The sequence below is a fragment of the Pseudoalteromonas thalassia genome (assembly GCF_049257215.1).
Taxonomy (GTDB): Bacteria; Pseudomonadota; Gammaproteobacteria; order Enterobacterales; family Alteromonadaceae; genus Pseudoalteromonas; species Pseudoalteromonas lipolytica_C.
Window position 1 is genome coordinate 1 of the sequence record NZ_JBMMUE010000004.1, and the last position, 25,393, is coordinate 25,393.

At 41.5% G+C, this 25,393-nt stretch carries 29 protein-coding genes; 15 read left to right on the plus strand and 14 right to left on the minus strand.

What is annotated here, in order from left to right; all coding sequences use genetic code 11:
• A partial coding sequence (locus AAEU31_RS06185) for an IS3 family transposase (protein WP_421966909.1) occupies positions 1-92 on the plus strand: 92 nt, incomplete at its 5' end.
• Between the two features lie 61 nt (positions 93-153).
• Here the strand turns inward: AAEU31_RS06185 and gltX are convergent.
• The 4 genes from gltX to proB form a co-directional block, all read right to left on the minus strand.
• Entirely contained in the window at positions 154-1,638 is a 1,485-nt protein-coding gene (gltX, locus tag AAEU31_RS06190) for a glutamate--tRNA ligase (RefSeq protein WP_135925961.1), read from the minus strand.
• A gap of 81 nt (positions 1,639-1,719) precedes the next feature.
• Positions 1,720-2,079: a glutathione S-transferase N-terminal domain-containing protein gene (locus AAEU31_RS06195; protein WP_135925962.1), complete on the minus strand. Its 360-nt coding sequence runs from the start codon at positions 2,077-2,079 to the stop codon at positions 1,720-1,722.
• 66 nt (positions 2,080-2,145) lie between these two features.
• The gene (locus tag AAEU31_RS06200; protein ID WP_135925963.1) at positions 2,146-3,117 is read right to left on the minus strand and encodes a GGDEF domain-containing protein; all 972 of its coding nucleotides are present in this window, start codon (positions 3,115-3,117) and stop codon (positions 2,146-2,148) included.
• 64 nt (positions 3,118-3,181) lie between these two features.
• Positions 3,182-4,285, minus strand: a complete 1,104-nt coding sequence (gene proB, locus AAEU31_RS06205) for a glutamate 5-kinase (RefSeq protein WP_421966784.1) — start codon at positions 4,283-4,285, stop codon at positions 3,182-3,184.
• 122 nt (positions 4,286-4,407) lie between these two features.
• Between proB and AAEU31_RS06210 the strand changes: the two genes are divergently transcribed.
• Positions 4,408-5,355: a DMT family transporter gene (locus AAEU31_RS06210; RefSeq protein WP_421966785.1), complete on the plus strand. Its 948-nt coding sequence runs from the start codon at positions 4,408-4,410 to the stop codon at positions 5,353-5,355.
• On the opposite strand, the gene AAEU31_RS06215 is transcribed toward AAEU31_RS06210, so the two are convergent.
• Genes AAEU31_RS06215 through pdsO form a run of 3 tightly spaced genes read right to left on the minus strand, consistent with a single transcriptional unit; the run spans position 5,262 to position 8,601 of the window.
• Positions 5,262-5,849, minus strand: a complete 588-nt coding sequence (locus tag AAEU31_RS06215; RefSeq protein ID WP_421966786.1) for a class GN sortase — start codon at positions 5,847-5,849, stop codon at positions 5,262-5,264. The genes AAEU31_RS06210 and AAEU31_RS06215 overlap by 94 nt on opposite strands.
• Positions 5,837-7,837: a marine proteobacterial sortase target protein gene (locus AAEU31_RS06220; RefSeq protein ID WP_421966787.1), complete on the minus strand. Its 2,001-nt coding sequence runs from the start codon at positions 7,835-7,837 to the stop codon at positions 5,837-5,839. The genes AAEU31_RS06215 and AAEU31_RS06220 overlap by 13 nt, the downstream gene beginning before the upstream one ends.
• Positions 7,838-7,863: 26 nt before the next feature.
• Positions 7,864-8,601 (minus strand): sortase-associated OmpA-like protein PdsO, encoded by a 738-nt coding sequence (pdsO, locus tag AAEU31_RS06225; protein ID WP_421966788.1) that lies wholly within the window; start codon positions 8,599-8,601, stop codon positions 7,864-7,866.
• 219 nt (positions 8,602-8,820) lie between these two features.
• Here pdsO and pdsR point away from each other — a divergent pair, with 219 nt between their 5' ends.
• The 4 genes from pdsR to AAEU31_RS06245 all read left to right on the plus strand — a co-directional run bounded on the left by pdsR (position 8,821) and on the right by AAEU31_RS06245 (position 12,180).
• The gene (gene pdsR, locus AAEU31_RS06230; RefSeq protein WP_421966789.1) at positions 8,821-9,510 is read left to right on the plus strand and encodes a proteobacterial dedicated sortase system response regulator; all 690 of its coding nucleotides are present in this window, start codon (positions 8,821-8,823) and stop codon (positions 9,508-9,510) included.
• Entirely contained in the window at positions 9,510-11,636 is a 2,127-nt protein-coding gene (pdsS, locus tag AAEU31_RS06235) for a proteobacterial dedicated sortase system histidine kinase (RefSeq protein WP_421966790.1), read from the plus strand. Before pdsR ends, pdsS begins: the two co-directional genes overlap by 1 nt.
• A 113-nt stretch (positions 11,637-11,749) precedes the next feature.
• Positions 11,750-11,920, plus strand: coding sequence for a hypothetical protein (locus AAEU31_RS06240; RefSeq protein ID WP_158685596.1), 171 nt, complete (start codon positions 11,750-11,752; stop codon positions 11,918-11,920).
• Positions 11,921-11,970: 50 nt separating this feature from the next.
• Positions 11,971-12,180, plus strand: a complete 210-nt coding sequence (locus AAEU31_RS06245; RefSeq protein ID WP_054551195.1) for a hypothetical protein — start codon at positions 11,971-11,973, stop codon at positions 12,178-12,180.
• A gap of 164 nt (positions 12,181-12,344) precedes the next feature.
• On the opposite strand, the gene AAEU31_RS06250 is transcribed toward AAEU31_RS06245, so the two are convergent.
• Genes AAEU31_RS06250 through AAEU31_RS06265 form a run of 4 tightly spaced genes read right to left on the minus strand, consistent with a single transcriptional unit; the run spans position 12,345 to position 16,186 of the window.
• Positions 12,345-12,845: a DUF1543 domain-containing protein gene (locus AAEU31_RS06250; protein WP_421966791.1), complete on the minus strand. Its 501-nt coding sequence runs from the start codon at positions 12,843-12,845 to the stop codon at positions 12,345-12,347.
• An 8-nt stretch (positions 12,846-12,853) separates the two neighbouring features.
• Positions 12,854-14,197: a sigma 54-interacting transcriptional regulator gene (locus tag AAEU31_RS06255; RefSeq protein ID WP_135925970.1), complete on the minus strand. Its 1,344-nt coding sequence runs from the start codon at positions 14,195-14,197 to the stop codon at positions 12,854-12,856.
• 2 nt (positions 14,198-14,199) lie between these two features.
• Positions 14,200-14,727, minus strand: a complete 528-nt coding sequence (locus AAEU31_RS06260) for a hypothetical protein (protein WP_421966792.1) — start codon at positions 14,725-14,727, stop codon at positions 14,200-14,202.
• 1 nt (position 14,728) lies between these two features.
• On the minus strand, positions 14,729-16,186 hold the full coding sequence (locus AAEU31_RS06265; protein WP_421966793.1) for a sensor histidine kinase: 1,458 nt from the start codon (positions 16,184-16,186) through the stop codon (positions 14,729-14,731).
• Between the two features lie 310 nt (positions 16,187-16,496).
• On the opposite strand from AAEU31_RS06265, the gene AAEU31_RS06270 reads away from it, so the two are divergent.
• From AAEU31_RS06270 to AAEU31_RS06290, 5 genes are all read left to right on the plus strand, one after another.
• Complete coding sequence (locus tag AAEU31_RS06270) at positions 16,497-16,724, plus strand: EF-hand domain-containing protein (RefSeq protein ID WP_135925973.1); 228 nt, start codon at positions 16,497-16,499, stop codon at positions 16,722-16,724.
• 9 nt (positions 16,725-16,733) lie between these two features.
• Positions 16,734-16,961, plus strand: coding sequence for a hypothetical protein (locus AAEU31_RS06275; protein WP_421966794.1), 228 nt, complete (start codon positions 16,734-16,736; stop codon positions 16,959-16,961).
• A gap of 251 nt (positions 16,962-17,212) precedes the next feature.
• Positions 17,213-17,446, plus strand: coding sequence for an EF-hand domain-containing protein (locus AAEU31_RS06280; RefSeq protein WP_138558372.1), 234 nt, complete (start codon positions 17,213-17,215; stop codon positions 17,444-17,446).
• Between the two features lie 4 nt (positions 17,447-17,450).
• Positions 17,451-17,684, plus strand: a complete 234-nt coding sequence (locus AAEU31_RS06285; RefSeq protein WP_135925976.1) for an EF-hand domain-containing protein — start codon at positions 17,451-17,453, stop codon at positions 17,682-17,684.
• Positions 17,685-17,776: 92 nt separating this feature from the next.
• On the plus strand, positions 17,777-19,417 hold the full coding sequence (locus AAEU31_RS06290) for an amidohydrolase (protein ID WP_421966795.1): 1,641 nt from the start codon (positions 17,777-17,779) through the stop codon (positions 19,415-19,417).
• On the opposite strand, the gene AAEU31_RS06295 is transcribed toward AAEU31_RS06290, so the two are convergent.
• Positions 19,414-19,650, minus strand: coding sequence for a YgjV family protein (locus AAEU31_RS06295; protein ID WP_421966796.1), 237 nt, complete (start codon positions 19,648-19,650; stop codon positions 19,414-19,416). The two genes, AAEU31_RS06290 and AAEU31_RS06295, sit on opposite strands and share 4 nt — an antisense overlap.
• 268 nt (positions 19,651-19,918) lie before the next feature.
• Between AAEU31_RS06295 and AAEU31_RS06300 the strand changes: the two genes are divergently transcribed.
• The gene (locus AAEU31_RS06300) at positions 19,919-20,575 is read left to right on the plus strand and encodes a Crp/Fnr family transcriptional regulator (protein WP_135925979.1); all 657 of its coding nucleotides are present in this window, start codon (positions 19,919-19,921) and stop codon (positions 20,573-20,575) included.
• Positions 20,576-20,602: 27 nt separating this feature from the next.
• On the opposite strand, the gene AAEU31_RS06305 is transcribed toward AAEU31_RS06300, so the two are convergent.
• Both AAEU31_RS06305 and pepB read right to left on the minus strand, forming a co-directional pair.
• The gene (locus AAEU31_RS06305) at positions 20,603-21,169 is read right to left on the minus strand and encodes a phosphoribosyltransferase (protein WP_138558375.1); all 567 of its coding nucleotides are present in this window, start codon (positions 21,167-21,169) and stop codon (positions 20,603-20,605) included.
• Positions 21,170-21,370: 201 nt separating this feature from the next.
• Complete coding sequence (gene pepB, locus AAEU31_RS06310; RefSeq protein WP_135925981.1) at positions 21,371-22,666, minus strand: aminopeptidase PepB; 1,296 nt, start codon at positions 22,664-22,666, stop codon at positions 21,371-21,373.
• A gap of 151 nt (positions 22,667-22,817) precedes the next feature.
• Between pepB and sfsA the strand changes: the two genes are divergently transcribed.
• The 3 genes from sfsA to gluQRS all read left to right on the plus strand — a co-directional run bounded on the left by sfsA (position 22,818) and on the right by gluQRS (position 25,191).
• Positions 22,818-23,537, plus strand: coding sequence for a DNA/RNA nuclease SfsA (gene sfsA, locus AAEU31_RS06315; RefSeq protein WP_421966797.1), 720 nt, complete (start codon positions 22,818-22,820; stop codon positions 23,535-23,537).
• A 240-nt stretch (positions 23,538-23,777) separates the two neighbouring features.
• Positions 23,778-24,221 (plus strand): RNA polymerase-binding protein DksA, encoded by a 444-nt coding sequence (gene dksA / locus AAEU31_RS06320; RefSeq protein ID WP_135925983.1) that lies wholly within the window; start codon positions 23,778-23,780, stop codon positions 24,219-24,221.
• A 25-nt stretch (positions 24,222-24,246) separates the two neighbouring features.
• Positions 24,247-25,191 carry a tRNA glutamyl-Q(34) synthetase GluQRS gene (gene gluQRS, locus AAEU31_RS06325; RefSeq protein ID WP_421966798.1) on the plus strand — a complete coding sequence of 315 codons (945 nt, stop codon included), beginning with the start codon at positions 24,247-24,249 and terminating at the stop codon, positions 25,189-25,191.
• The last annotated feature ends 202 nt before the right edge of the window (positions 25,192-25,393 follow it).

A 25,393-nucleotide genomic window follows, 5' to 3' on the forward strand; every position in this document is an offset into this window, starting at 1 on the left:
ATATCCACTATTACAACAATGAGCGTATTAAGCTGAAACTAAAAGGCCTGAGTCCGATACAGTATCGAAATCAGGCCTTGGCAACCGCTTAGCAAAGAGTCCAACTTTATGGGGTCACTTCATAAAGCTCGGTTTTTGAAAGTTATATTGCGATTAAGCTTGCGGATAATCGCGATAGGCACGTTCGATGTTTTTCGCTTGTTTTTTAGACACACCAATATGTGCTAATGCTACACGTAAACGAGCACGTGAAAGGTCTGAACCTAAAATTTCCATTGCATCAAGTACTGATGTTGAAGATGTCTTACCTGTGATAGCCACGAAAATTGGCTCAAGGAAGTCTTTAATCTTCAACTCATGGAAAGTCGCAACTTCTTTTGCGATAGCAAAAATCGCTGGTTTTTCCCAACTGCGTAAACCTTCTAATTGCCAGATGAAGAACTGTAATGCTTGACGGATTACATCTTCATCAGCTTTACCCGCTGTTAATAGCGCAGGATCATAGCTTGGAATACCACCCACGAAGTGACCGGCAAGGTCAACCATGTCAGAAAGCGTATTAATACGCGTTTTTGCTTCTGGCAATACTTTGGCGAATAGCTCAGTATTAAATTTCCAATCAACAAAACGTTGCATTAGTTCTGCATCAGATAAGTTTTCACGGATCCACATACCGTTTAACCAGCTAAGCTTATCGATGTCGAAAATAGGGCCGCCTAGCGACACACGCTTCATATCGAAGTGCTCAATCATCTCATCTAAAGTGAACTTTTCACGCTCATCTGGCATTGACCAACCCATACGGCCTAAATAGTTTAATAGTGCCTCTGGTAGGTAACCCATTTCTTTATAGTAGTTGATTGAAGTTGGGTTTTTACGCTTCGATAATTTTGACTTATCTGGGTTACGAAGAAGCGGTAAGTGACCAAGTACTGGCGCTTCCCAACCAAAGTCTTCATATAATTTTAATAGCTTAGGCGCTGAGTTGATCCACTCTTCACCACGGAAAATGTGGCTAATTTGCATGTGGTGATCATCAACAACGTTGGCAAGGAAGTAAGTTGGGAAACCATCGGCCTTAAGTAGCACTTGCATGTCTACATTTTCCCATGGGATCTCAATGTCGCCACGTAGGTAGTCGTTAAACTTAAACGTGCCTTCGCTTGGGATCTTCATACGAATTACGTAAGGCTTACCCGCTTCAAGGTTTGCTTTAATTTCATCTTCAGAAAGGTTTAAACCACGACCATCGTATTTAGGGCGCAGACCTTCGGCCATTTGCTCTTCACGCATTTGATCTAATTCTTCGCTCGTAGCAAAACAATAAAACGCTTTACCTTGTTCAACGAGTTGATGCGCGAATTTCTTATATAAATCGCTACGCTCAGACTGACGGTATGGACCAAACTCACCGCCTACATCGGGACCGTGATCCCAGTTTAAGCCTAACCATTTCAAGCTATCCATAATAGCTTGCTCTGATTCTGGCGTACTACGAACTTGGTCTGTATCTTCAATGCGTAACACAAACTCACCGCCTTGCTGCTTAGCAAAACAGTAGTTAAATAATGCGATGTATGCTGTACCTAGGTGCGGGTCACCTGTCGGTGACGGAGCAACACGGGTGCGAATTGTCATGGTTATATCTCTCAAAAGACAATTAAAAAATTTGCCCAAATGCTAGCACAGCACGGGCTATAATCGAAGTGTAAAGCCGCTTTATGCAGCGACTTTATCTAAATAAGCAATGATATCGTTTGATTCATACAGCCAAGTTACTTGGCCGTTTTCTTCAATACGTAAACAAGGCACTTTGATTTTTCCGCCCTGCTCTAAAAGCTCTTGGCGAAATTGCTCGTTACTTTTGGCATCACGAGTTTCAACTGAAAGACCTTGACGCTTAATTGCACGACGAACTTTCACACAAAATGGGCAGGCCTTAAATTGATATAACTTAAATTGTGATGTCACTGAATCAAGCGCCGCTTGCTCAGCAGCCGGACGCTTTTTACTACGTGGCGTGAATACAAAATCAAAAAACAAAATGATGCGGCCTAACAACCAACGAACAAACTTCATCTCACCTTCTCATAGGGTTCTAAAAATAGTGGCCAATTTTAACACAGCAAGAGACGCTGCAACAGGCTAAAACAGCTCTATTGAGTCATCACTGCATTGAGAATCTGGGATATCTAATTCAGAATAGGCTGTAACACAATTTCTGCCTTTGTTTTTTGAGTGATACAAGGCTTGATCGGCTTTTTGCACAAGACTGGCAACCATTTCAAACTCATAAATCGGCATAAAACCGCTACTCACGGTTAAGTTACCCACTTGTGGGAACGGGTATTCGGCAACACATCCGCGAAAACGATTGAGTGCATTACGTGCATCTAACTCGTCGCTTGCTTGAAATAGCACTGCAAACTCTTCACCACCGTAACGAAACACGTAATCTTCAATACGAAAGTTATTTTTTAACAGTTGAGCGACTAACAAAATCACTTCGTCACCTATAACATGACCATAGTTGTCATTCACTTTTTTAAAGTGGTCAATGTCAACAATAGCAAGATACCATTGGCGATGATGGGGATCTAATTCGCTTTGTCCTTTTACAGTAGTTGATGCGATATCGATGACTTTTTTATCAAAAGTTTGCCTGTTGAGTAACTCAGTGAGGGGATCCAATTGTGATTTATAAAGCAGCGCTAGTTGGTTGGCATAAATGTTGAGCATATAAATTGCCAACATGCTACATCTCTCTGACAACTCTTTTTCTGACTCAACAACAAGCACGCCAACCACATTACCCATGTAATAAACAGGTATGTAAGTCGAAATAAAGCCATAGTTTCGACTTATACGAATTTTGTTACGGCTAACCTTATCAATAAGTTCATTAACTTCAGACTCAGTAAGCTCTTCTATCAACGAGTCTTTATTTAGTAGACGGGCTGGGAAACCGGGTTTGAAGACTTTGTTAATATAGATTGCATAGCGCGAAAACTCTTCCAATTCGCTCACAGATTTTATAAGCGCCTCGTCAAGTCCAGCCTCTTCTTCTTGTTGCGTAATTTCTACAACCCAGTCATGTCCGCAAGCGTTAGACGCCATCTATAAAGTCCCCAAAACTATATATAACTTTAGTTTAGTTAACTTTATCAGAAATACTAAAAAACTATAACAAAATCATATCATCTCTGTGAATAACTTCACTGCTCGGCGCAAACGCAAGCAACTGGGTGATTTGCGATGAATGGCAACCTTTAATTTGATCAATTTCTTGATGATTAAAATTAACGAGACCTTTAGCAATACACTGGCCTTGACTCGTCACTACTTCAATCACATCACCACGTTCAAATTGCCCTCGCACTGTTTTTACGCCTTTAGCCAAAAGGCTTGCACCACGTTCTTTAAGTGCGGCGCTTGCGCCATCATCAATCACTAATTGTCCGCTACTTTTAGGCCCAGCAAGAAGCCACTTTTTACGGCCATCTTTTGGTGCGGTGAGTTTTAAAAATCGTGTACCTGGGAGCTTATCGGCCATGCAATTTAAAATCACATTTTTGCCAGCGCCTTTGGCAATAATGACTTCAACACCGGCGCGACGTGCAATACCGGCCGCTTGCAGTTTGGTCGCCATACCTCCGGTACCTAGGGTTGTGCCACTGCCACCAGCGAGTTCTCTGAGTTCATCATTAATATGCGTCACTTCATTGATGAGTGTGGCATTCACATCAGAGCGCGGATCACCGGTAAATAAACCTTCTTGGTCAGTTAGCAGTAACAGCTTTTCTGCATTCGCTAAAATTGCGACTAAAGCAGATAAGTTATCGTTATCGCCGACTTTAATTTCGGCGGTGGCCACGGCGTCGTTCTCGTTAATAATTGGTACCACATTATGAGCGAGTAGCGCATTTAAGGTATCGCGGGCATTTAAGTAACGTTCACGGTCTTCTACATCGGCGCGGGTCAAGAGCATTTGCCCAACATTCACACCATACAAAGCAAACAAGCTCTGCCAAATATGAATAAGCTGCCCTTGGCCGATAGCGGCAAGCATTTGTTTTTCAATCAAAGAACGGCCACAGGGAGTAATAAGTTGCTCGCGACCTGCGGCAACCGCGCCACTTGATACTAAAACAACCTGATAACCCTGTTTTTTTAATTCACAACATTGGCGAACAAGTTCAACCATGTGTGCTTTATCTAATTTGTCGGTACCGCCTGTCAGCACGCTTGTGCCCAGCTTTACAACAACGACGTGTGGCCTTTGCATTTGATTCTTATATTCTGTAATTAAAATAGAGAATTTATATATACCAGCTAACAGTTTTTGAACAAGTTAAAAAAATTCATGCTAGGATCGCGCTCTCGTTTTTTTACTCAATAGCGACACCTATGCCAGCCAGTTTATGCTTAATTATTGCGACCTTTTTATGGGGTAGCTCATACATTGCTTTAAAGCATGCAATCAATGTTTATGATCCCGTATTAGTCATTTTTTTAAGAATGCTAACCACATTATTGATTAGCTTATGTTTATGGCGCTATGTGATCCGCTTTGAGTTCAAACAAGGTGACTGGAAGTATTTAATTGGTATGTCACTGGCTGAGCCTTGTTTTTATTATTTATTTGAAGGGCATGCTCTTGAATATACTTCTGCATCGCAAGCTGGGGTAATTGTCTCTTGTTTACCAATTATCGTCGCTATTTTGGCGTTCTTAATATTAAAAGAGTACATCAGTAAAGCCATCGTCGTTGGTTTTACCTTGTGTATTGGTGGCAGTATTTTATTAACGCTATTATCACCAAGCACAGAGCAAGCCCCTAACCCACTGCTCGGTAACTTTTTAGAATTGATGGCGATGGTGTGCGCCGCCTTTTATACCGTCAGTGTAAAGCACTTAGTGACCCGCTATTCACCACTTACTTTAATTGCAATTCAAGGGTTTAGTGGTAGTTTGTTCTTTGCGCCTTTTTTATTTTTCATCGAACTACCCAGCGAAAATCAGCACGATTTAAGTGCCCTATTGAGCATTTTATATTTAGGCTCATGTGTCACTTTAGGCGGCTATGGCATGTACAACTACGCCATCAGTAAAGTGTCGGTATTAACCGCTGCTGCTTACTCAAACCTCATTCCAATTTTTGCGTTAATTTTGTCAGCCATTCTACTTGGCGAAGTACTCACACTTTGGCAATGGCTGAGTATCGCAGTGGTATTCGCCGGTGTTATTGTTAGTCAACGTCATCAAGAGCTGAAAGTTGACGTAGACGACGATAATTTATCAGCCGACACCAATAGCCTAAACTCAGTCCCGGAAGCTAACGAGTCAAAAGGGTAACAGGTTAATAAATACAGGCCTGATTGTGCTAAAAAGCCCTGTTCGCTTTGATGAATAACATCAATGCTGCGAACTTGATAGTGTTCAATCTGGCCATTTTGCAACTGCATAGTGAACTGCTCACCCACTGCAACATGTTTTAAAAATGCAAAGTGGGTGTCGTTATGACCCGCAATTAACACCCCTTTTGAACTGCCAAGTTCACCACTTGGTAAAAAATGCCCGGGGGCAAACGCGAGGTTTCGCCCCGATGCACCAGCAAGTACAGTCAATTCTTGCTGCTGACTTGGCCAATTTATGTGTGCAGTGACATAACCATCGGCGTAAAACCAAGGCCTTACTTGCTGATTAGGACTTTGCAAAGCTTGCTGCCAAGCCGACTCAATCAATGCCTGTGCAAGCCAAGCTTTTGCCTGCATATAACCGCCATTAACAAGCAATGCGATACCAAGTAAGGCGCTGCATACCGGCAGCGCTTTTTTTAACGTCGCCATTGCCATAACCACGAGAATGAAAGCAACAACAATCCAAGTAACATAAACACCCGGCTTTGTCCGTCGGTTTGCGGTAGCGTCATGCCGTTAGGAAGTTTGTTTCGCACTTGCATTGAACGCTCTGCAACCTCATTACCCGCGTAGTTATCAACTGCAATAAAGGCTGTAAAAGGGCTAAGTAAATGATGCTGAAGTGCCAGTGCTTCGACTTCTGCGCGTACCGCCTGTTTTTCGTTATAAAGCAGCAACGACTTAATTTTTTGTCTGGCCCAGAGTCTAGCGATACCTTCGCCGTTTGCAGCATTGGCGGTTGCTAAATTAATGGTGAGTGGCCCTGTGTTTGTTTGCCCTTTTAACGTTAAGTGCTGACTGCCATCAAGCTTTACGGCAACCAAAACCGGCTCTGAAAAATACAAGTCAGGTAATGGCGATGGCCAATATTCAAGTGCTGCTTTGTCGCCTTCAAGAGCAAGCTCTGTAACCGCAGGATGCGCCAGCTTATCAAAGAGCAGCTGCATTTTGGGCTGGACTTGGTTGGTACTACTAATAAAAGTGAATGTACCACGGCCAATATCGGCAGCTCTGGTCATAAAAAAGCTATTAGGCGCGCTACCAATACCGACGGTAAAGAGCCTGCTGTCACCTAAATCTGTTTGAATTTGTTTAAATAGCTGCGTTTCGTTACCCACACTGCCATCGGTTAAAAACACCACTTGGCGTACAAAGCCATCATGCTGTTTACCATCTAGTACCTGAGTCAATGCTTTTGCGATTTCGGTGCCGCCATCGGCTTGTAAGCCATAAATAAAGCGCTCTGCACGGCGAATGTTAAAGTCATTGGCAATCATTGGCGTATCACTTAATACCGACACTTCGTTATCAAAGCCTATGATGTTAAAACTGTCATTTTCATCCAATAACGATAAAGCATAAAATAAGGCTTGTTTGGCCTGCTCCATTGATTGGCCATGCATTGAGCCGGAGGTATCAACAACAAATACCATTTCGCGAGGCAGACGAGCTTGCGAGGTAAAGTGATCGCTTGGCGGTACTAACATCAGTAAACCATATTCTTGCCCTGCTACTGTTTCGGTAAAAAATGCAGCCTGTGAGTGGGCTTTATCAAGGGGTTTAAATGTAAGCTCAAAGTCTCTATCCATTGGAACATCACGATTAAGTGATAATTGATAGCGACCAAAACTTGGATTATCGATTTGCATACCCACTAAATTAGCGCTGATATCACTGAGCTCAAGGCCAATATCCATCGAAATAGCAAGGTTGAGGCTCGCATCAGACTCTTGGCTTTGTGCACGATGAAAAACAGGTTTTAGCCAAGCTGATGCCACTTGCGCTTTGTTAGCTGTTGCGTCGTTCTGCTGATCTGTGTCTTTATTTTCTAGATACGCTCTTTGCTGCAGTTCTGCCGTTAAAGGTTCGTAGCGCGGCGTGATAGTGGTTGGAAAACGCAGTGAAAATACACCATCTCGAAAACCGATTATCTCTTGGTATTGCAAGGTAATTTCAATCTCTCCCCCAGCTCCAAGGTTTGCCACATCAGTAGAGAAAATGTTCGCACGCTGCTGACGAACTAAAGCAGCCCGTTTACCCTGTTTTTGAGCTTGCTCAAATTGCTGTTCTGCCTGCTGCTTAAGGGCAATGTTACCAGTGATAATGCGCTCACCTATTTGCATTTGCATGGCATGAACAGCACTTTCATCAGGTAACGGAAACACATAACGGGCATTTACCGCAAACGGGTGCGGGTTTTGATAACGTTGTTTAACAACAACATGATTGATAAGCCCAGTGAGCGTCATAGTGACGTCGTTTTTCACTAATAAACCCGACGATACTTGGCTGTTTGAGTCATCATAAAAACGCAGTTCGGCACTGGCATTGGCTGCAAATGCAGGGTTAACTGCATAACCTAAAAAGAGGATAAAAAGACTCCCAAAAAGGAGTCTTTTGGTACGGTTACTCAACATAATATGTCACTCCATCGACCGATGAATTAGTGGTTACTTTGCGCTGTGCGTAAGCTGCTTTGTGACACAGGGCGTGTCGTTAAAGTTACTCGGCGGTCAAACACGTTTTCTTCGTAGTTATTTGAATCGGCAACACTTTGCTGCTCACCAAAGGCGGTTGCGGTTAAGCGCGTATGAGGTACGCCTTGTTTAATTAAGTAGCTTTGCACAGCATTTACACGCTGTTTTGAAAGCATTAAATTAGCCAATTCATCACCACGTTGATCTGCAAAGCCATTTAAGTCGATAACCAGATTTGGCTGGGCAATCAGTAACTGCGCGACTTTGTCGAGTTGATTAGCAAAATGCGGGGCTATCTCACTAGAGCCGGTTTTAAACTGTACCGTCATAGCCAATAAGGTGTTTAATTGGGCTTGTAGTAACTGCTCTTTTTCGTCAGCTAATAATTCAAGCTGCTCACTTAGGGCTGCGTTATCGGCAATCACTTGTTGGTAATCTGCGGTTTGCTCTTTCATTACAACTAATGCGTGGGCTTGTTCATCAATAGTGTTGTCTGCGGCTTCTTTTTCGCCAATTAAACCGCCAGCAAACGCGCCAACAAATGCGCCCACTGGGCCTCCTAACAAACCACCGACAACTGCGCCAGCACCTAAGCCAATGGCTGTTTCTTTTGGTGTTTCTTGCTTTGTTTTACTCGCAGCGTCTGCAAAAGGGGCTACAGATACAGCAGACGTGATAACAGCGGCGATAATTAATTTTTTCATGGTTTAATCCTTTTTCTACTTAATTGCTTGGCAACATTGGTTGGTGTTGCGAACTTGGTATGGAGCTATTAAAACAAGTCGAAATGGCAATAAAGGGGATCAAAAAAGGCAAACTGCTGAGCAATTGTGGCAGAAAAATGGCAATCGCGTTTTTGCCAGTACGCAAGGCAAAAAATTAGGTATAGTTCGCTATAGAAAGAATTTAAGTAAGTATTAACAATGAAGAAAATAGCAATCGTTGAAGATGAAACAGCAATCCGCGAAAACTACACAGAAATGCTCAGTGCTCAGGGCTATCAAGTTGTAGGCTTTGCTGACAGAGCCAGTGCTGAACTGGCATTTAGTCAATCTTTACCAGATTTAGCCATTGTTGATATTGGCCTTGGCCATGAAGTGGATGGTGGTTTTTTACTTTGCCAAACATTACGCAGTCTTTCTAAAACCTTACCGATTATATTTTTAACCGCCCGCGATAGCGAAATTGATACCGTATGTGGCCTGCGCATGGGAGCCGACGATTACTTAACCAAAGACATCAGTATGGCGCATCTTGCTGCTCGAATTGGTGCCTTGTTTAGACGCCTTGATGCCTTCGATCAACCCGCCGATCAAACCGCTCTTTTGCATCGCGGCCCATTAAAGTTAGATACCCAGCGCATGCAGGTGTTTTGGCAAGAGCAACTGGTTGATTTAACCGTGACAGAGTTTTGGATGGTGCATTCACTTGCGCAGCGTCCAGGCCATGTAAAAAGCCGCAACGAATTAATGAGTGATGCGAAAATTTATGTTGATGACAGCACCATTACCTCGCATATAAAACGCATTCGTAAAAAGTTTATCGCCCTAGACGATGCATTTGACTGCATTGATACCGTTTACGGTATGGGTTATCGCTGGGAGCAAGCTTAATGCTGCGTTTGGGGCTTAGAACAAAGTTTATTTTCTTATCCTGCTTTTTATTTTTATTGCCTTGGCTTGGCTATGAGTATGTTTGGGAAATGGAAAAATTCTTAAGACAAGGGCAAGAAAAAACCTTAGTGGGCACTACCCGTGCACTCGCTACCGCATTACATGAACGCCCTGCTTTGTTTGACTCGCAAACCAACTTTTTAGATCAAGTTGTAAAAGGCCGAGATTTATACGCCTATAACCTTAATAACCCGATTCAACTTGATGGCAAATTGTCGGAATGGCAACCTTATCAAAGCTTATTTTGGCATTATGACAAACGCTATTTACAGGGGTTAAGCAAAGATCATCAACCAAGCGATCTAAGTTTTGATCACATGGTGGGCAAATACGAAAACTACCTTTATGCGGCATTTAAAGTCACAGATAGCTCGCTGGTGTATCGTGCTAAAAATGTGCTTAGCTTTACCCGTAATGATCACTTACAGATCATGTTAAAAACACCTGAAGGTGAATTTAAAAGTTATGTGGTGGCTGCCCGTCAAGATGGCTGGGTCAATGCTTTTGATGCTACAACACAAGAGCCGGTCACGAAAATCCAAGGCTACTTTAAAAGCACCGACACGGGTTACAACATAGAGCTGCGTTTTCCGCTTTCGATGTTAGGTAATAAGCTCGGTTTTGCTATTGAAGACTGGGATGAAGACAAGGTTGAGCCTCAGCTTATGTCGACTTCAAACCTGCAAAATCCCAATGATATCGGCTCTGTTTTGGTGCCTTCGCCAGAAATTAACCGTATTTTGAAGGGCATGGGCCACAGTGGCAGTCGAATTTGGGTCGTCGATAACCATCATCGTGTACTTGCGCAATCAGGCTCAATTCATCATGCCGATGGCGTGTGGGCAGACGGCCTAAAAGAGGAGCCAGCAACAACCTGGTGGCAACGCTTTGAGCAAGATTACTTACACCCACTTTACTATAAAATTTTAACTCGCCCAGAAAATGAGTTTCTTGATACCTTACATGATGTCGCTGCAATGCAAGGTACTCACATAGCCAGTGCTTTAAATGGGAAACCCGCATCATCATGGCGCTTAACCCCAGATAACAAAGCCGTTATTTTATCGGCGGCCTACCCTATTTGGATCCAAGATAAAGTCATTGGTGCAGTAATCGCAGAAGAAACCACCAACGGTGTGCGCACCCTACGTAATAAATCGTTAGAGAAGCTCTTTAATGTCATTTTAGCGGTGATGCTTGTTGGCACTGTGACACTGTTCTTTTTTGCTTCTAGAATTTCTAGCCGTATTCGCCGCTTACGTGACAATGCCGAGCAAGCTATTGATGCTCAAGGGCGCATCACCGGCAAAATTACTTATGCCGATTCGAATGACGAAATTGGCGACCTTTCTCGCAGTTTTGCCAACATTGTTAGTCGCTTAAGTGGTTATACTGATTACTTAGAAAATATGTCATCACGACTCTCCCATGAACTACGTACGCCTGTGGCTGTTGTGCGGTCATCGCTTGAAAACCTACAAATGCAGCCGCAATCTGAAGTGAGTCAAAAATACCTCGACCGTGCCAGTGAAGGGGTTGAGCGGTTAGGCAAAATAATTACCACCATGAGTGAAGCAACGCGCCTTGAACAAAGTATTCAAAGTGCCGAGGCAGAAGAGTTTGACCTGACCAAGGTGATCACCGGCTGCATGCAGGGCTATCAAATAACCTATGGTGAAAGTCTATTTACCTTGTCGCTTGATAAAGAGCCGTTAAATGTCAGCGGTGCACCAGAGTTTATTGCCCAATTGCTCGATAAGCTCATCAACAATGCTCTTGAGTTTAAAACCCCACAAAGCACAATTTCCGTGAGTTTAACCAAACAAGATCAACACGCAGTACTAACAATTAGCAACCAAGGGCCTCTATTACCTGATGGATTAGTTGAACATATTTTCGACTCAATGGTCTCAGTGAGAAGTCAGCAACATCAGCAGCAGCCCCACTTGGGTTTAGGTCTTTATATTGTAAGGCTTATTTGCGATTACCATCACGGTAAAGTATTAGCAGAAAATTTAGATGATGGCACAGGTGTTGTGTTTACTGTGGAACTGCCTATTAAATAAACACATTTGCGTTACATATGATTACAGTTTAGTGGCGCAATATTCACCGATAATTCAGATAACAGGACGTAATATTTGTAATACAAACGGCAAATTATTTTTTGGAGGGCATCATGCGATCTGGATTACAACGTGAAGAGATTGAATTCATTATGGGGCTATTTAGCTATAATGAAACAACTGATAAACCAGCAGCTCCAAAAAAGCAGCCTGTTAAAGCTGACACTAAAAAAGTTGATACAGCGCAATATAAAGCAAACTACAAAGCAACTTATTTGACCTAGCTAAGGGTAGCTCATTACAATGGCGCACCTTTGGAATATCACGCTTTGTAATGAAAAAACACTCACCTAAAAAAGAACTGATTTTACTGCCCGTTTTGTTCGTGGCAATTTTACTTTGCGTTGCAGGTCACTTCCTACTTCAGCCTAACTATCAAGACAGCCATACCGTTGAGTATTTACTCGCTGCACTGCCATTTGCCTTGTTTGGGTTGGTGATTATCGCCTTTAAAGTTGCCAGTAAAAACGATAACCAAGAATAGCTTATACCAATTCGCTTAATTAAGTGGTCTATTTTGAGGCAAGAAAACCTCGTTGATAGCAAGGCAAACATTTCGTTATTTAGTTGTTTTAAATCAGAAATTTTTAACGCAGGTAGCGACAGGTTTAATCCCTCAAAATGATTAAGTATTATTGCGGATTGGTATTACAGAACGTGATAGCCAAACCAATCGGGCTTCATTGCTTGTGCTTGCCCGCTTGGCGTTAATTTGATTGATAAGTTACTATCTAACAAATCAATCGCAAAACAATCGTCTACATCGTGTAAATCATCTTTATGAAGATGAGTCATCCCAGCCAATAAAGACTCTTTAGCGCGTTGTTTAGCTTCTTCACTACTACGCGCAACGTACAATGCAAAATCATGTTGCTCAGCAAGACTATCAGCTCGATAGGCACCTAAATTTACAAAGTATAGTTTTTCAGCTTGGTTATGCTGGGTATCAACCACTTCGACCTGATAGCCATCAATATGCTGAATTTGCATATAGCTATCCATGTGCACATTGCTTTTATCACCCACCCATTGTGCTTTAAGTTTTGAATAGGTTTGTTCAATGTTATCGCCTACGACAAATCGAACGTCGTGCATTTCAATGTGGCAACCTTGAATACGACCGCCCAGATAGACTAAAAAAAGCGCCATGTTTTTCCTTATATTAAGCTTTCAACATTAATGTTGTGCTTTTTAATTAATTTATAAAAATCTGAGCGATTACGTTTCGCAAGTTTTGCGGCTTCGGCAACATTACCTGCTGACATCTTCAGCGTATTAATTAAATAATCTCGCTCAAATTCTTTTTTTGCATCATTTAACGAAAGCGGTTCAGCAATACTAATATTACTGTTTAATGCACTCTCTACCAACTGAGCTGCAATCACTTTACCCGGTGTAAGAGCTACTACCTGCTCTATCACATTCTGTAATTGACGAATATTACCCGGCCAGTCATAGCGAACCAGTGCATGCATCGCATCGTTAGCAAACTGCTTTTGCTCTTGCCCCATACGTTTAGCAATAAGACCTGCAAAATGCTGTGCTAGCAAACTAATATCTTCTCGGCGTTCACAAAGCGGAGGCAGTTTTAAGTTCACCACGTTTAATCGGTAATATAAATCTTCTCGGAACTGCTGATTATTGATTGCCTCTGGGAGGTTCTTATGGGTCGCCGACACCACTCGCACATCAATTGGGATCTCTTCTTGAAAGCCCACAGGACGAATGGTTTTCTCTTGTAAAACCCTAAGCAGTTTTACTTGTAAATTTAGCGGCATATCACCAATTTCGTCTAGAAAAAGGGTACCACCTTGTGCTTGTTGAAACAAACCTTGATGGTCTTTGACTGCACCTGTAAACGCGCCTTTTTTATGCCCAAATAATTCAGACTCTAAAAGCTCCCCCGGCACAGCGCCGCAGTTAATTGCCACAAATGGCCCGTCACTAACATGGCTGTGTTGATGTATTGCTTGTGCAAGCAACTCTTTACCTGTGCCGCTGGCACCAGAGATCAACACATTCACTTGCGTTGGACCAAGCAATTTAACTTGTTCAAGTAAATGCAACATCGCCCCGCTACGGGTGACAATATTGGTTTGTGTCGGTGTTTCATCGCCGTGTACACCATGAATTTCGATAGCTTTAGCAAGGCTGTCGAACAGCTCATCTTTATCTACAGGCTTGGTAATAAAAGCAAATATACCTTGTTTAGTTGCCTCAACTGCATCAGGTATCGAACCATGTGCTGTCATCATAATCACTGGCATTGAAGGATAACGACTTTGTAGCTGACGGTGCAAAGCCATGCCGTCCATTTCATCCATTCTTAAGTCGGTGATCACCGCATCATAGGTTTGATTTTTTAACGCTTGTAACGCCTCAATACCACTTTCGACTGTGCTTACCTGATAGCCTTTAGATTCAATCCGAATAGCCAGTAATTTTAATAAGCTGGCATCATCATCAACTAATAAAACCCGTGGTTTTGTTTCTTCACTCATGATTACTGCTCCTTGGTTTCTTCACGTAGCAGAAGTTGTTGTTCGATAGTCGCAAGCGACGACAAGGTTTTTTCCATTTCATCACTTAGCGCTTGCTTTGCTTGTTTTGCTGCTAAGCTTTGCTGTAAATGTTGCTTTTGCAACCAAAGATACTGCTTTATATCGTCAGGCCAGTAATAGGCGTGATCGCTTTTTTCAAGTTGAGCAAGTGCTTTTTCAGGTTCTGTAGAACTTAACAAACATATTGATTTAAAAAGGCTTTTCAATTCATTCTCACCGACAAAATTTAGCTTTGACGTACTAGCTTTATAACCACCACACTGTGCTGCATGCCAAGCAATCACAGTACTTGCTGGCGGGTAGTTTGGCTCGCTTTTCGGGCGCGGTTTAGGATTAGGTTTTCCTTGCGATGCGACCTGATTATTTTCTGTCTTCACCTCTGCTACGGGCTTCTTTTGCGTTAATGTACAGCCCGTGATAAGCATCGAGCATGCAATGAGGATAAAACTGGCTTTATGTGCTAAGCCCATATCAGTTAACTCCTTGGGTTAATTGAATTGGCAATTCGGCAGTAAAAACACACCCTTGAGGTTCGTTATCTGTAATAGAGAGTTTGCCATTTAATTGCTCTACGGTTTCTTTAACAATTGTGAGACCTAAGCCACTGCCCATCTCGCTCTGCTGTTTTGCATTTTTGCCTTGATAAAACGCACCAAATACCGCGGCCTTTTCGGAATCATCAATTCCATGTCCTTGATCAATAACACTGATAATAAGTTTGCCATGTTTGAAATTCGCTTTAATCGTGACACAGCCTTGTTCAGGCGAAAACTTGATTGCATTAGAAGTGAGTTGGATCAAGATCATTTCTAGTAACTCAATTGAAATATAAAGTGCTTTTTTAGGCAGCTCATCAACCCATAACAGTGATTGTTCACGTGCAACTAGACGATGTTCAAAGTGACGCTCAATCTTATCTTTTATGGCGGCAAAACTAAGCTCAGTTACTGTCTCTTTACTAGTACGAATCGCATTATAACTAAGTAAACTTTCTATCATTGCTCTAAGTCGCACCATGCTTTGGGTGATTAGCTCAAGGACTGCTTTTTGCTCATCATTAATAGGGCCAACAATTTCATCTGTTAATAGATCAGTTCCTTCAACCATTGAAGCAAGTGGGGTCTTTAATTCATGAGTTACATGACGCAAAAACGTATCTTTTTGCTGCTCCAACATATACAACTGCGCTTGAACCCATTCTAGTTTGTTGCCAAGTTCAACTAACTCAGACGAGCCTCGGACATTTATTTTTTGCTGCCAATGGCCTTGACCTAGCTTATCAATCACGCTCGTTAGCTCTCGTAGACGACCACTGATCCGCCATAAAAACCCTCCGCCTACAAGTAGAGTCAAAGGAATAAGTGCTACTAACCAGTTAATAAAAGATGTTTGCAATGCTTTTAATTGCTGCTGGTTTTTAGTTATACGTAATTCGTTTTGCTCTCTAAGCCAATTGGTTTGCTCACTAATTAACTTACTTGCGGGGGCAAATAACTCACCATCTTGCTTTTGTTCAAATAAAAGATGCTGCTGTGCAAATTGCAGTACCTCAGCTAATTGACGCCACTGCAAAATATAATCAGCCGTAGGACTTAAAAAGTTCAGTTCATCAATACGCTGAATTGATGAACTCCACTTATTTTCAATTAATGTATCTAAAGATTCACTCTTGAGTACCCAATTTTGCCGCGTTGCTCTTTCAAGGCTATTTAAGTCTTGCTTTAAATTGTTAAATACCTTTGTGATTTCATCATTATCACCCACAATTTCTTGCGTAACAGCCAGCTGTTTATTCAGTGCGTTTAAAAACAAAATCACCACTAAACACAATGGTAATAAGGAAAGTAAAATACTACATACAAACTGACCAATTAGGCTTGGTCGCCAGCTTAAACACTGTTTGCACTTAATTACTATGCTACTTTGCATACTTACCCTCATAAGAAACGCTGGCATTCATTATTCGTGAATGAACTTAGACACTCGCTGAATCCGAACTGAAAAAAGACAACTTACTGCCTAAATCAGGCGCAACGTTGCTATTTTGCAACAATACAACTAATTGAAAATTAAGAAAAAAAATAAAAACCAATAATTACGTTGCAAAAAAGACACATTACTCTGTAACTATTTCGTTCCCAATAACAGTAAAATAACATAAATCATTGATAAAAAAGAAGAATAAAAGTTGGCACAGTTATTGTATTAGCACTTACAAATAAGTTTATTAGGACACCAAATGAAAACGAGGACCTACACACTAGCCGTGCTGTTGAGTGTAATTTCAATGAGCAGTAATGCATTTGATTTAAAAGATACATTCAATGAATTAGATAAAGATAGCAATGGTTTTTTGAGTGATGCTGAAGCTTCTGAAGACGCTTTATTACATGGAAACTTCACTCAAATTGATAGCAATCAAGATGGTCAAATTTCATTTGCAGAGTTTAAATCATTTATTAATTAGGAGTGTGTGATGAAACAACTTTTTGCAGCATTCTCGTTGATGTTTTTAGTTATAAGTGCCACCGTTTTAGCATCGCAAATGGATGTGCGTTTTGCGAAATTTGATACCAATGCCGATGGCGAAATTTCATTAACTGAAGCAACCAAACACGATAACTTACTTAAGCAATTTACCGATCTGGATGAAAACGGCGATCAAGTTCTGTCTGAACAAGAGTTTGAGAAATTCAAACCTTAACGGCTTAAAGTGCTTGCCATAATCCCAGAGGGAATGTGTAAACGGATTTAAATTTTGGGACTTAAATTATGGCAAGCACTTTTACCAAAGCGTGTTGACCTTTGTGGATTAAAATTTGTTCACTCTAGGGACGATTCAATCGCAGCGCGAGATTTGTAACCTAGTGGGCTAAGTAAAAATCGAGCAACAAAGAGTTAATCGCCCCTAGGAAGAACCCGAAGGGCAGCGCGCCCTAATAAAGGAGAGTAATTATGAGAATTTTCTGGCTTGCTTCATGTACCTTAATTACTATAAGCTTCAACAGCTTAGCATTGGATGTAAAACAACGCTTTGATCACCTAGATAAAGATAAAAACGGCTTTTTATCTTTGGAAGAACTTTCATCTCAACCGCATTTAAAAAAGCATATGGCGCAGTGGGATGAAAATAAAGATCAACAAATATCGCTTCTTGAATTTAAACACTACTTAACAAATAAGAGTTAAAGCAATGTCAAAATTAACCTTTGCCAGCCTCGCAATGTGTTGCGTATTTAGTACAATCAGTGTCGCTGCAGATAGTATTGGTGAAAAATTTAAACAACTAGACCGTAATGAAGATGGCTTCTTGAGCCGCTCAGAATCTGCTCGAGATCCAGCTTTATGGTCTCGGTTTAGTAATTACGATAATAATAAAGATAACAAGCTATCTCTCTCAGAATACAAGGCTTATGCCAGTAAATAGCCGTTATTTTTAGTCGAAATTTTCTTCTGTGAGTTGCAGTTTACTGCAACTCTGATACTGTTTTCATACATTAAAAAAATAATTAAAAGATTATGAAACTTATCATCAGCCTACTGGCAACAGCTTCACTGAGTTGTTTTGCCAACACCACAGTTATCTACAATGTAAATGGTTATACACCGACCTACCAAGGTGAAACCCAACACTTTTCAGCACTGGTTTTTAAAGACGGTAAAGTCGTAAAAACTGGCGATGACTCGATTAAAAAAAGCTTCCCTGACGCTACTACTATTGATGGTAAACAAGCCACTCTTTTACCTGGTTTAGTCGATGCTCATGGTCATGTGATTGGTTTAGGTAATAATCTGTCTCAACTTGATGTCAGAAATACCCGTTCAGCAGATGAGGTTGGCAAAATGCTGACTGAATTTGCTAAAGATAAACAAGGCTGGATCATTGGTCGCGGCTGGAACCAAGAGCAATGGCCTGGCGGACAGTTTCCAACCGCTGCTGATTTAGACAAATATGTAAAAGATAAACCCGTGGTACTTTCTCGGGTTGACGGCCATGCGGTCTGGGTTAACTCAAAAGCAATTGAATTAGCTGGGATATCTGCAGCCACCGATTCACCTGCTGGGGGAGAAATCATCAAACTGACTTCAGGTGAGCCATCAGGCGTATTTATTGATAAAGCCGAAACGCTTATTACAAAGCATGTACCAAAAGTAAGCCATGCCAGCATTAATACAGCATTAGACAATGCTGGTGAGCATTTACTAAGTTTGGGGATCACCTCAACCCATGATGCTGGTATCGATTATGATACATGGCAAGTATATAAGCAGCGTTCTGAGCAAAATACCCTGCCAGTTAGAATCGTCGCCATGCTTAGTGCCGCCGATCCTAAGCTAGAAGCTATGCTTAAAGCTGGTCGTTATAAAGATATGAACGACATGCTGTCTATTCGCAGTGTCAAAGTATACGCTGACGGTGCCTTGGGTAGTCGTGGTGCCGCTCTAATCGAAGAGTATGCAGATCGTAAAAATCATCATGGCTTAATGCTTGAAACCCAAGAGAAACTTGAACAATTATTTAACCTGAGTTTTGCTCATGGCTTTAGTGCGAACACCCACGCCATTGGTGATAAAGCTAACCATGTAGTGTTAGATGCTTACGAAAATGTGTTTAAAAAATCAGGAGGCATTTTACTGCGTAACCGCATTGAACATGCACAAATTGTTGCCCCTGATGACATACCTCGCTTTAAGACACTAAAAATTATTCCATCAATGCAACCCGTTCATGCAACCTCTGATATGCATATGGCTGAGCAGCGTTTAACTGAGAAACAACTTGAAGGGGCTTACGCTTGGAAAACCTTTTTAGCGCAAGGTTCAGTAATTGCAGCGGGTTCTGATTTTCCTGTAGAGCTTGCCGACCCATTTGATGGTTTATATTCAGCCATTACACGAATGGATCACAATCAACAGCCTGAAGGCGGCTGGCGTCCTCAAGAATTATTATCTCGCGATGAAGCGCTGCGTGCTTTTACTTTAGGTGGTGCTTATGCCGCACATCAAGAGTTTAAAGTTGGTAGTTTAGAGCAAGGAAAGTGGGCTGACTTTATTTTGATTGATAAAGACTATTACAAGGTGCCTGTATCAGAAATTCACGCTATTAGCGTTACTCAAACTTGGATTGCAGGCGAGCTTAAATATAAAAAAGAGGATTAAGGATTCTTAGCGTCAGTTTTTTGCTGACGCTTTAACTTTATGATGTGGTAAATATTTACAAATGCCAGTAAGCCATTGGTGAAGGCCACCGGAACGGCACCAATTGCAAGACCATAAAAGGTAAAAGCAATACACCCTGCTAGGTTGAACCAGCGGAGCTTTATCACATCACTCATCGTCAAAGAAGCAACTAACAGTGCAGATGCTAAATAGCCTAAATATTCCCAACTCAATTGTTCTCTCCTAGGCTTTAGGTTAGCATTGGGGCTTGTCATTTTTTTTGACGCACTCAGTGCTACTTTGACAATAAATAAAAAAGCTAACCTACTAAAAACCTTGTAAAGCTTAAGAAATCATCTTAGCTTTAAAATCATTACACGGGAAATGAAGGTATCAGTAACGTGTATCACCTTACTAGTAAGTTAGCATAAATTCTTTGAATCTTAATGCTAGCGTCATTAAGATGTAATAAATAGGACAATTGTCCGAAGAGCGGCGTTAATGTTTCAATATCATTTTTCAAGCTACCTTGTTGACCAGCTACTGACATTTGCAGGCAGTAGTTTTCAGCAAGCTAAAAAAGAAGTGCTTATCCACCAAGATCAACCACTCAGTAAACTTGTTTTAGTGAGAAGTGGCACTGTATCGTTTAGCTATGATGTGGGTAATGGCCGTCGCCTGTTATTAGGTCAACTTGATTGCAACAACACTCTGATTGGTGAAATTGAAGCGCTCAATAACTTACCCTGTATTTACACAGTAACTTGCTTTAGTGATGTCAGTTATAACTTAATAGAACTAAAGCACTGGCGTTCACTACTGTTAGAAAAGCCTGAACTGAGCTTATATACAGCGCAAACTATTGCTGCAAAATTCCAAGAAAATCAAAAAATAAATTTAGATAAGTTACTTTTACCACTTAGCTATAACATAGCTAAAGATTGTTTACTGAGAGCAGAAAATAACAACCCCACTCTGCTGCGTGCATATCCAACGGTTAATGCAGAAGCTGAGCGCTTTGCCACAACTGAAAGAGCTTATAGACGTGTAGTAACAGAACTTGTTGAAAAAGGCTTAGTACAACGCAGTAATCAAGGCCTGCAAGTTGTTGATATTGAGAAACTGAGTGACTATGTAGAGAGTTTTTCGCAGTTATGACAGCATAACTGCGAAGAAATACTTGGATTACTTTTCTAACAAAATATCGTGGATATTTTTTAAATCAGACTTACCTTCAATAATCTCATCCGGTGTTAATCCTGACAGCTCATGCGGGAATACTAGCCATTCATCAGACTCATGAATGTAATAATCAGGTACCATATCTACCTTTGAGTTCTTAGGCTTGTAGTAAGGACATGCAACGCGAATATCACGTGGTAAGTTCAAACGCATTAGCTCAGAAAGCTTTTCTTTCAATGCAAAAATACTGCGGCCAGAATCAAACACGTCATCAACGATTAATAATGAGTTGTCTGCATTGGCATTTTCAATGATGTAATGCAAACCGTGAACTTTGATTTCTTTTGATTGTTGGTTAATACCGTAATACGAAGAAGTACGAACCGCGATGTGATCAGTCTCAATGCCTTTGTAATCGTAATATTCTTGAACTGCGATACCGATTGGTGCGCCACCACGCCAAATACCAATGATGAAATCAGGACGGAAACCATCTTTATAAACTTGTGCCGCAACACGAAATGAATCTTCAAGAAGCTGCTGCGCTGTGATATAGCACTTATCTGACATAAATAGAGACCCCAGTGTGAATGATCATTCAAGTGTAGCTAATTTAATAAAAACTAACCACAGGATGAGAAAATGTGGGGCGGGATTTTATACTAATTTACTCAAAAAAGCTTGTATCAGTTTGTAAAATTACTCTTTAGATCAAAAAAGCGCCTTAACTTAGGTAAAGTTAAGGCGCTTAATTAGCTACAAGGAAATTGCTTATGCTTTTTCTAGTAATGTTCTTGCAACGGTACGCATACCTTGTGTTGTAGCGCCAGCAGCCCACTCGCTTGTGCTACCCATGTTAAATGCTGCAGCAAGGTCAATGTGCACCCAACCTTTGCCTTCATTTGGCACAAAGCGTGATAAGAAACCAGCCGCGTTAGAAGCACCACCGAAGCCACCCCCTTTTTGAGGACGGCTATTTGCTGTATCTGCATATGGTGATGGGCAGTTTTGTTGATGCCACTTTTCAAGAGGTAGAGGCCAAGCCGCTTCCATTTCTTGCTCTGCAAATTCCTGTACGTCACGTACTAGCTCTTTATCAAGACCAAACAGTGCGTTGTACTCTTGACCAACAGCAACAAGTGCAGCGCCTGTTAGCGTTGCTGCATCAATAATTAATGGCGCGCCAGACTCACCCGCAGCCATTAAGCCATCAGCTAGTACTAAACGGCCTTCAGCGTCAGTATTAACGATTTCAACTGTGGTGCCATTTTTGTAAGTTAAGATATCACCAAGTTTGTAGGCATGACCTGAAATAAGGTTTTCTGCACAACATAAGAACAATTTAATACGCTTGTTGATACCACGGCTGATAGCAAGCGCTAAGCCTGCAGTTACTGTGGCAGCACCACCCATATCGCACTTCATGCCTAGCATGCCTTCACTTGGTTTGATTGAATAACCACCTGAGTCAAACGTAATACCTTTGCCCACTAAAGCTGCTGCAACTGGCGCATTTTCATCACCCGTTGGATTATAATCTAGTGCTAATAAAACTGGCGGACGCTCACTACCACGACCAACGGCATGGATACCAATCCATTGCTGCTCCAACAACGCATCGCCTTTGATGATTTGATAGCTTACATGCTCAGGCGCTAACGACTGAATAAACTCAGCCGCTTTACCAGCTAGGCTTTCAGGGAAGATATCATCGGCTGTGCCGTTGATCATTTGGCGAGCCCATGTAGCCGCTTGCTTTAATGAAGCTAGCTCTTTGCTGTCTGTTTTTGCGTTTTCAACAAATTCAATCGCATCTAAATTCTTTGGTGAAACGAAACCTTGATAAAAGGCCCACTGTGTTTCTGTGCACCAAACGTCACCCACTAACGCGATGTTTTTTAAACCTTGATTAGCTAACGTGCGTGCTGCTTTTTGAACACTTTTAAGTGTATCATGCTCAGTTAAATGAACAGTTGCGCCTTGTTCAGTAAAAGAAAGAGTGGCTTTTTCGCCCCAATGTGCGGCAGCACTGTGCTCGCTAAGTTGAACTAAAAATTTTTCTGACATGTTAGAATACTCTTTGCGCTAGAAATTGTCGCTCGAGTTTACTACAGCACGCGTCAGTTCCCAACTGCTTGCGATAAATAGCCAATATCGACGTGGTTCAGTCCATGTATTGAATTACATACAAAAATTAAAAAAGCGATCCAATAACGTCATGAAATTTACGCCACCATTACAATCTGCCACTTTACTCAAGCGCTATAAGCGCTTCTTAGCTGATTTAAAAACGCCTTGTGGTCACGAGTTTACCGCTCATTGTGCTAACACTGGTAAAATGACTGGTTGTGCAGAACCCGGCTTTAACGCTTATTACTCAACGAGTGACAACACTAAACGTAAGTATCCCCACTCTTTACAATTAACTGAAAACACGTTTAATCAGCTTATCTGTGTCAATACCGCTATTGCTAATCAAGTTGTCCACGAGGCAGTGCAAAATGGGGTGATTAAAGAGCTTGCTGGCTATCAAACCCTAAACTCAGAAGTAAAGTACGGCCAAGAAAATAGTCGTATCGATTTTTTATTAACAGATGAACACAAACCCCACTGCTACGTAGAAGTAAAATCAGTGACATTGCTTTCGCAAGCAGACCCAGAATCTGGACAAGGTTATTTTCCGGATGCAAAAACGGAGCGAGGCCAAAAACATCTTCGAGAGTTAATAGAGATGGCGCAGCAAGGGTATCGTGCAGTGCTATTTTTTGCCGTTTTACATGAAGGTATCAATCAAGTAAGCGCGGCTGCACATATCGATCCTAAATATGCTCAGCTTTTAACAGATGCAATAGAAAATGGTGTTGAAGTCATTGCTTACAAAGCAAAAATTTCTGCTGAAGAAATTAAACTGCAAGAAAAATGTGATTTTCTGAGCTAACCAACTCTTTTACTAAAATGACAATAAAAAACACGATTTAAGTTGTATTATTTTTTTTTGCCTATATAACTTAGCAAATTTATTAAAATTATGAGTAGTGGCTCTACTCATGGCAATTTATGCAATCAGGGGTCGAGGCATATAAATTAAGCTAAAATAAATTTGCCTCAATCTAATGATTCTGCTATTTATAGCCGCCGGCTAACGCTGGGCAAAATATTAAGGATTTAGGAGAAAGTTATGCCAGACCAAAAAAGACTAGGGTTATTGGCTCAGGCCGGGTTGGAACCATACCAAGAACAGCCAGGTGAAGAGTATATGAATGAAGCACAACGTGCTCATTTCAAAAAAATTTTAGAAGCTTGGCGTAATGATTTACGTAACGAAGTTGACCGCACTAAATCGCATATGCAAGACGAGGCAGCTAACTTTCCAGATCCAGTAGACCGTGCAGCACAAGAAGAAGAGTTCTCATTAGAACTTCGTACTCGTGACCGCGAACGTAAACTGATCAAAAAGATTGAAAAAACGATTCAACTAATCAAAGAAGATGACTTTGGCTTTTGTGAATCATGTGGTATCGAAATTGGTATCCGCCGCTTAGAAGCGCGTCCTACAGCAGACTTATGTGTTGACTGTAAAACGCTTGCGGAAATTAAAGAAAAACAATCTGGACGCGGTTAATTACACCCATTTGCTTAATTAGCCCATGCCTACCACAGCCGTTAATACGCAAAAGCGTGAATATCGTGGCCGCTTTGCGCCATCCCCTTCGGGGCCATTGCACTTTGGTTCACTTATAGCGGCTGTGGGGAGCTTCCTTGATGCAAAAGCCAATCAAGGAAAATGGTTAGTACGCATTGAAGATATCGACACAACGCGTGTTGTAAATGGTGCTAGTGACGACATATTACACACCCTAGAGGCTTACGGCCTGCACTGGGATGAAAGCGTAATCTACCAAACCCAACGTCATGAACAGTACCAAGCTATTGTTGATGAACTCATTTCTCAAAACCTTGTTTATGCATGCCATTGCACCCGTAAAGAAATTAAAGCTATCGGGGGCATTTACCAAGGTCATTGCCGACATAAAAATCATTCTTTATCTGACTCAGCGCTGCGTTTAACCCAGCAATTTGCTACCAGCAACTATGATGATTTAATTCAAGGTGAGATCCATGTAGACAACCAGCTTGCACAAGAAGATTATCTAATTAAACGCAGTGATGGATTATTCGCCTATCAACTGGTTGTGGTTGTTGATGATATTGCACAAGGTATTTCTCATGTTGTACGCGGCGCGGATCTACTTGAGCCCACAGCTAGGCAACTAAGCTTATTTAAGCAACTTAATCAACCGGCTCCGCAGTATGCACATTTACCCCTTGCGGTTGCAAAACCGGGTTTTAAATTGTCAAAACAAAATTATGCGCCGGCCATTTCTAAAAAAGATCCTAAACCTGCACTGTTTGATGCCTTACGCTTTTTAGGATTACAGCCTGAGGCATCCATCCTCTCGTTAAGCATTGAGCAAATGCTTGAGTGGGCAATTAAAACCTATCGTATGGAACTGGTTCCTAAGAGCCTAGAAATCCAAGTTAGTGAGGATCCTAACTCAGCTTTTTGTGACTTTCTTACTATTACAAAATAAATTGCCAATTTTAAAGGTCGAGTAACTTAATTTTTCAGCCACGCTGGTATATGATAGCGACCCAAAGTGTACGATTCATCAACACCTTGCTTTAGCGTCATATTAAACACTCCGTTATCGAGTCAATCTCTCATCGGCGAAGTAACAAACAAGCGCTATACTTGATGAGTCGCAGAGTCCGCGTCGTAGGAGACAGATTATT

What these genes read in the sequence shown, in the direction of transcription:
- gltX (WP_135925961.1), bottom strand. Translation starts at nt 1,638, where the DNA reads ATGACAATTCGCACCCGTGTTGCTCCGTCACCGACAGGTGACCCGCAC.
- AAEU31_RS06195 (WP_135925962.1), bottom strand. Translation starts at nt 2,079, where the DNA reads ATGAAGTTTGTTCGTTGGTTGTTAGGCCGCATCATTTTGTTTTTTGAT.
- AAEU31_RS06200 (WP_135925963.1), bottom strand. Translation starts at nt 3,117, where the DNA reads ATGGCGTCTAACGCTTGCGGACATGACTGGGTTGTAGAAATTACGCAA.
- proB (WP_421966784.1), bottom strand. Translation starts at nt 4,285, where the DNA reads ATGCAAAGGCCACACGTCGTTGTTGTAAAGCTGGGCACAAGCGTGCTG.
- AAEU31_RS06210 (WP_421966785.1), top strand. Translation starts at nt 4,408, where the DNA reads ATGCCAGCCAGTTTATGCTTAATTATTGCGACCTTTTTATGGGGTAGC.
- AAEU31_RS06215 (WP_421966786.1), bottom strand. Translation starts at nt 5,849, where the DNA reads ATGGCGACGTTAAAAAAAGCGCTGCCGGTATGCAGCGCCTTACTTGGT.
- AAEU31_RS06220 (WP_421966787.1), bottom strand. Translation starts at nt 7,837, where the DNA reads ATGTTGAGTAACCGTACCAAAAGACTCCTTTTTGGGAGTCTTTTTATC.
- pdsO (WP_421966788.1), bottom strand. Translation starts at nt 8,601, where the DNA reads ATGAAAAAATTAATTATCGCCGCTGTTATCACGTCTGCTGTATCTGTA.
- pdsR (WP_421966789.1), top strand. Translation starts at nt 8,821, where the DNA reads ATGAAGAAAATAGCAATCGTTGAAGATGAAACAGCAATCCGCGAAAAC.
- pdsS (WP_421966790.1), top strand. Translation starts at nt 9,510, where the DNA reads ATGCTGCGTTTGGGGCTTAGAACAAAGTTTATTTTCTTATCCTGCTTT.
- AAEU31_RS06240 (WP_158685596.1), top strand. Translation starts at nt 11,750, where the DNA reads ATGCGATCTGGATTACAACGTGAAGAGATTGAATTCATTATGGGGCTA.
- AAEU31_RS06245 (WP_054551195.1), top strand. Translation starts at nt 11,971, where the DNA reads ATGAAAAAACACTCACCTAAAAAAGAACTGATTTTACTGCCCGTTTTG.
- AAEU31_RS06250 (WP_421966791.1), bottom strand. Translation starts at nt 12,845, where the DNA reads ATGGCGCTTTTTTTAGTCTATCTGGGCGGTCGTATTCAAGGTTGCCAC.
- AAEU31_RS06255 (WP_135925970.1), bottom strand. Translation starts at nt 14,197, where the DNA reads ATGAGTGAAGAAACAAAACCACGGGTTTTATTAGTTGATGATGATGCC.
- AAEU31_RS06260 (WP_421966792.1), bottom strand. Translation starts at nt 14,727, where the DNA reads ATGGGCTTAGCACATAAAGCCAGTTTTATCCTCATTGCATGCTCGATG.
- AAEU31_RS06265 (WP_421966793.1), bottom strand. Translation starts at nt 16,186, where the DNA reads ATGCAAAGTAGCATAGTAATTAAGTGCAAACAGTGTTTAAGCTGGCGA.
- AAEU31_RS06270 (WP_135925973.1), top strand. Translation starts at nt 16,497, where the DNA reads ATGAAAACGAGGACCTACACACTAGCCGTGCTGTTGAGTGTAATTTCA.
- AAEU31_RS06275 (WP_421966794.1), top strand. Translation starts at nt 16,734, where the DNA reads ATGAAACAACTTTTTGCAGCATTCTCGTTGATGTTTTTAGTTATAAGT.
- AAEU31_RS06280 (WP_138558372.1), top strand. Translation starts at nt 17,213, where the DNA reads ATGAGAATTTTCTGGCTTGCTTCATGTACCTTAATTACTATAAGCTTC.
- AAEU31_RS06285 (WP_135925976.1), top strand. Translation starts at nt 17,451, where the DNA reads ATGTCAAAATTAACCTTTGCCAGCCTCGCAATGTGTTGCGTATTTAGT.
- AAEU31_RS06290 (WP_421966795.1), top strand. Translation starts at nt 17,777, where the DNA reads ATGAAACTTATCATCAGCCTACTGGCAACAGCTTCACTGAGTTGTTTT.
- AAEU31_RS06300 (WP_135925979.1), top strand. Translation starts at nt 19,919, where the DNA reads ATGTTTCAATATCATTTTTCAAGCTACCTTGTTGACCAGCTACTGACA.
- AAEU31_RS06305 (WP_138558375.1), bottom strand. Translation starts at nt 21,169, where the DNA reads ATGTCAGATAAGTGCTATATCACAGCGCAGCAGCTTCTTGAAGATTCA.
- pepB (WP_135925981.1), bottom strand. Translation starts at nt 22,666, where the DNA reads ATGTCAGAAAAATTTTTAGTTCAACTTAGCGAGCACAGTGCTGCCGCA.
- sfsA (WP_421966797.1), top strand. Translation starts at nt 22,818, where the DNA reads ATGAAATTTACGCCACCATTACAATCTGCCACTTTACTCAAGCGCTAT.
- dksA (WP_135925983.1), top strand. Translation starts at nt 23,778, where the DNA reads ATGCCAGACCAAAAAAGACTAGGGTTATTGGCTCAGGCCGGGTTGGAA.
- gluQRS (WP_421966798.1), top strand. Translation starts at nt 24,247, where the DNA reads ATGCCTACCACAGCCGTTAATACGCAAAAGCGTGAATATCGTGGCCGC.